The organism is Kitasatospora sp. NPDC007106, from assembly GCF_040634455.1.
GTDB classification, from domain to species: domain Bacteria; phylum Actinomycetota; class Actinomycetes; order Streptomycetales; family Streptomycetaceae; genus Kitasatospora; species Kitasatospora arboriphila.
This window is the reverse complement of record NZ_JBEYFP010000565.1, coordinates 1-3,972: the sequence shown is the minus strand read 5'-3', so window position 1 is coordinate 3,972 and position 3,972 is coordinate 1. Positions and strand designations below refer to the sequence as shown.

Genomic DNA, 3,972 nt, shown 5'->3' with positions numbered 1-3,972 from the left:
AAGAAGGCGGCGAGGTCGTCGCGGAGGTCGCCGGTGTCGGGCAGGCCGACGGCGGCGGTCGCGCTGTCGGCCATCGCCTCGGCCACCACGGCGCCCTTGGTGGGCCACCAGCGGTAGACGGTCTGCTTGCCGACCCCGGCCGCGCGGGCGATCCGGTCGATCGTCAGTTCCCGGCCCGGCTCGCGCAGCAGCTGCATGGTCGCGGTCAGGACGGCCTCGCGCGCGGCTTCGTTGCGGCGGCGGCCGGTGTGCGGGCGGGCGGCGGCGGGGCCGGGGTCTTCCATGGACGGGACTCTACACCGGAAAAGGCATTGCCGAGACGATCGGTCTCGGCAAATATTTGTCGAGACGGATCGTCTCTACAACTTTCCAGGAGTCCCCGTGTCCCTCTCCCCGTCCTCGCCGTACCCGTCCTTCGCCGGCCTGCGGATCGTCGTCATGGGCGGCAGCAGCGGCATCGGCGAGGCCGCCGCCCGGGCCTTCGCGGCCGCCGGGGCCGATGTGGTGATCACCGGCCGGTCCAAGGCCGGGCTCGACGCGGCGGCCGAGCGGATCGGCCACCCGGTCACCGCCGTCGAGGCCGACGCCACCTCGGCCGGGTCGATCGCCGCCTGCTTCGAGGCGGTCGGCCGCCTCGACCACCTGGTGCTCGCCCTGAGCTCGGGCGCCGTCGGCCTCGGCCCGTTCGCCGAACTCGCCGAGGCCGACCTGCGGACGGCCTTCGACGGCAAGCTCTTCGCGCACTTCGCCGTGCTGCGGGCGGCCCTGCCGCGGCTGCGCGAAGACGGCTCGGTCACCTTCGTCACCGCCGCCTCGGCCCGGGCCGCACTGCCCGGGTCGTCCGGACTCGCCGCGGTCAACGGCGCGCTGGAGGCCGCCGTCCCGCCGCTCGCCGCCGAACTGGCGCCGCTGCGGATCAACGCCGTCTCCCCCGGCGTCGTCGACACCGCCTGGTGGTCCGGCATGCCGGACGCCGACCGGGCCGCGTTCTTCGCCGGCGTCGCCGCGGCCCTGCCGGTCGGCCGGGTCGGCACCCCCGAGGACGTCGCCCAGGCCATCGCCTACCTCGCGGGCAACGGCTTCACCACCGGCACCGTCCTCGACTGCGCCGGCGGCGCGACGCTCGCCACCGGCCGCTGACCGTCCGCCCCGGGCGGCCGCCGGCTCCGGAATTCAACTGGTCCAACCAGTTGACCAGTGGTCGGGGCGGGTGCATGCTGACGGCCATGACGGAGCGGATCATCCGGCGGGAAGCGGTCTCGGACCAGCTGTTCTCGCTGCTGGAGGAGCGGATTCTGAACGGCGTGCTGCCGCCCGGCGGCGCGCTGACGGCCGAGCGGGAGCTGGCGGCGGAGTTCGGGGTCAATCGGCACGCGGTGCGCGAGGCGGTCAAGCGCCTGCAGCAGGCCCGGCTGGTGGAGGTGAGCCAGGGCGGGCGCACCCGCGTCCTGGACTGGCGCGCCTCGGCCGGACTGGACCTGGTGCTGCAGGCGTCCGCCGGGTCCCGGGTGCCGCCCGCACTCGCCGGCCTGCAACGCGACGCCCTGGAGATGCGGGCCTGCATCGGCGCGGACGCCGCCCGGCTGTGCGCCGAACGCTGCTCGCCCGACCAGGCGGCGGAGATCACCGCGGCGGCGGCCGCCTTCGGGCGGATCGGTCCGGACCTGGCCGCGCTGGGCGCCGCGGACATCGCCTGGTGGCGGCTGATCGTCACCGGCTCCGGCAACCTCGCCTACCTGCTGGCGTTCAACAGCCTGGTGGGCGGCGCGCTGCCGGTCGGCGAAGTGCCCCCGGCGCACCGCGCCGACGAGCTGCTGGACGTGACGGCCCATCTGCGTCTCGCCGAGCTGATCGCCGCCGGTGACGCCCCGGCCGCCGAACGGGCGGCCCGGGAGCTGCTCTCGCGCGCCGTGCCGTCCCCCGCCGCGGAGCCGGCGCCGTCCGCCGCGGCAGGACGGGAGGCGGCGGGATGATCCCCGCAGTGGTGTACGCGATACCCGCGTTCGTGCTGCTGGTCGCCGTCGAGGCGCTGTCGTACCGCTTCCTGCCCGACGACGAGGAGTACGGCTACGAGGTCCGCGACACCGCCACCTCGCTGTCGATGGGCGCCGGCAGCCAGGTGGTCGGCCTACCGTGGAAGGTCTTCGCCGTCCTGGCGTACGCCGGGGTGTACACCCTCGCGCCCTGGCACCTCTCCCCCTCGTCGGCCTGGACCTGGCTGCTCCTCCTCTTCGCCGACGACCTGGCGTACTACGCCTTCCACCGGGCGCACCACCGGGTGCGGGTGCTGTGGGCGAGCCACGTGGTGCACCACTCCAGCGTCCGGTACAACCTGTCGACGGCGCTGCGGCAGAGCTGGACGCCGATGACCTCGCTGCCGTTCTGGCTGCCGCTGGCGGCGCTCGGCCTCCCGCCGTGGATGATCCTGCTGCAGCAGTCGATCAGCCTGATCTACCAGTTCTTCCTGCACACCGAGCGGGTGGACCGGCTCTGGCGGCCCGTCGAGCTGGTCTTCAACACCCCGTCGCACCACCGGGTGCACCACGGCTCCAACCAGGTGTACCTGGACCGCAACTACGGCGGCATCCTGATCGTCTGGGACCGGCTGTTCGGCAGCTTCGAGCCGGAGGGCGAGCGGGTGGTCTACGGACTGACGAAGAACATCACCACCCACAACCCGCTCCGGGTGGCCTTCCACGAGTACGCGGCCGTCTGGCGGGACGTCAGGGCGGCGGCCCGCTGGCGGGATCGCGCCGGCCACCTCTTCGGCCCGCCCGGCTGGTCCCCGAAGCCCGAGACCTGAGCGGCCACCGCGGCGAGCGGTGCCGCGCAGGCGAGGGCGCGGCGACTGCCGCGGGCCGCGATTGGCCCAGGATCACGGCACTGAATTGCCCCGTGCCGGCGGGCCTTTTCCTCGGTACAGTGATCATCATGACGACGGATCAGAACACCGGCACCGCCCGCGACATGCTCGAACCCGTGCTCACCCGGTGCGCCGAGGCCGAGACCTGCGCGGACCCGAGCAGCGTGATGACGCTGCTCGCCGACTCCTCCCACACCGGGGGCGGGTTCACCAGCTACCGCTCCAGCTTCGCCAAGGGGGCGGCGGGCGCACCGGCGCACTTCCACACCAAGGCGTGGGAGCTCTTCTTCGTGATCAGCGGGTCCCTCCAGGTGCTGGTCGGCGAGGAGGTGAGCGTCCTCGGCGCGGGCGACTTCCTCGCGGTGCCGCCGCACACCCCGCACGCCTTCGCCGCGGCCCCCGGCGAGGAGGCGGACGTGCTGTTCGTGTTCACCCCGGGCATGGGGCGCTTCGACTACCTGCGGCTGCTCGGCCGGGTGATGCGCGGCGAGGCGGACCCGGCCGAGATCGCGGCCTCCTCGGAGCAGTACGACAACCACTACCTGGACAGCCCGGTCTGGCGTGCGGCCCTGGAGCGGTCGGCATGATCGAGCCCTCCGTCCGCATCCGGATCGCCCGCCCGTCCCTCGACCTCGCCGCCGCCGAGCGGTTCTGGGTCGGCGGGCTCGGCATGGCCGTGCTGTGGCGCACCACGGAGCACGTGGCGGGCGAGCACGACCTGCTCATGGTCGGCCTGCCCGGCGCCGACTGGCACCTGGAGCTCACCCGCGACCCCGATCGGCCGGTCGCGCCCGTGCCGACCGCCGACGACCTGCTCGTCCTCTACCTCGGCATCCCGGTGGACGAGGCCCTGGTCGACCGGCTGACCGCCCACGGCGGCACCCGGGTCCCGGCACACAACCCGTACTGGGACGAGCACGGGGTGACGGTCGCCGATCCGGACGGCTACCGCCTCGTGCTGTGCACCCGCACCTGGACGGTCTGACGCCCGCGGATCCGACGGGCGCCCGATCCGGGGGCGCGGCCGCCGGGGAGGGCCACCGGGCGCGGTGGGCGAATGCGGCCACCGGGCGCGGCCACCGGGTGCGACGGCCCGGGTGCACGGAGGG

The 3,972-nt window shown here is 74.3% G+C and carries 6 protein-coding genes; 5 read left to right on the top strand and 1 reads right to left on the bottom strand.

The annotated features are described in order from the left end of the window. A partial coding sequence (locus ABZ641_RS28480; protein ID WP_359986268.1) for a helix-turn-helix domain-containing protein occupies nt 1–284 on the bottom strand: 284 nt, incomplete at its 3' end. Nucleotides 285–381: 97 nt separating this feature from the next. Here ABZ641_RS28480 and ABZ641_RS28475 point away from each other — a divergent pair. From ABZ641_RS28475 to ABZ641_RS28455, 5 genes are all read left to right on the top strand, one after another. Further along, nucleotides 382–1,140: an SDR family oxidoreductase gene (locus ABZ641_RS28475; RefSeq protein ID WP_359986265.1), complete on the top strand. Its 759-nt coding sequence runs from the start codon at nt 382–384 to the stop codon at nt 1,138–1,140. An 86-nt stretch (nt 1,141–1,226) separates the two neighbouring features. After that, nucleotides 1,227–1,973, top strand: a complete 747-nt coding sequence (locus ABZ641_RS28470) for a GntR family transcriptional regulator (protein ID WP_359986262.1) — start codon at nt 1,227–1,229, stop codon at nt 1,971–1,973. Then, nucleotides 1,970–2,803: a sterol desaturase family protein gene (locus tag ABZ641_RS28465; protein ID WP_344627627.1), complete on the top strand. Its 834-nt coding sequence runs from the start codon at nt 1,970–1,972 to the stop codon at nt 2,801–2,803. Before ABZ641_RS28470 ends, ABZ641_RS28465 begins: the two co-directional genes overlap by 4 nt. Nucleotides 2,804–2,931: 128 nt before the next feature. Continuing rightward, the gene (locus ABZ641_RS28460; RefSeq protein WP_359986259.1) at nt 2,932–3,450 is read left to right on the top strand and encodes a cupin domain-containing protein; all 519 of its coding nucleotides are present in this window, start codon (nt 2,932–2,934) and stop codon (nt 3,448–3,450) included. Then, nucleotides 3,447–3,848 (top strand): VOC family protein, encoded by a 402-nt coding sequence (locus tag ABZ641_RS28455; RefSeq protein WP_344627629.1) that lies wholly within the window; start codon nt 3,447–3,449, stop codon nt 3,846–3,848. The genes ABZ641_RS28460 and ABZ641_RS28455 overlap by 4 nt, the downstream gene beginning before the upstream one ends. Nucleotides 3,849–3,972: the final 124 nt, after the last annotated feature.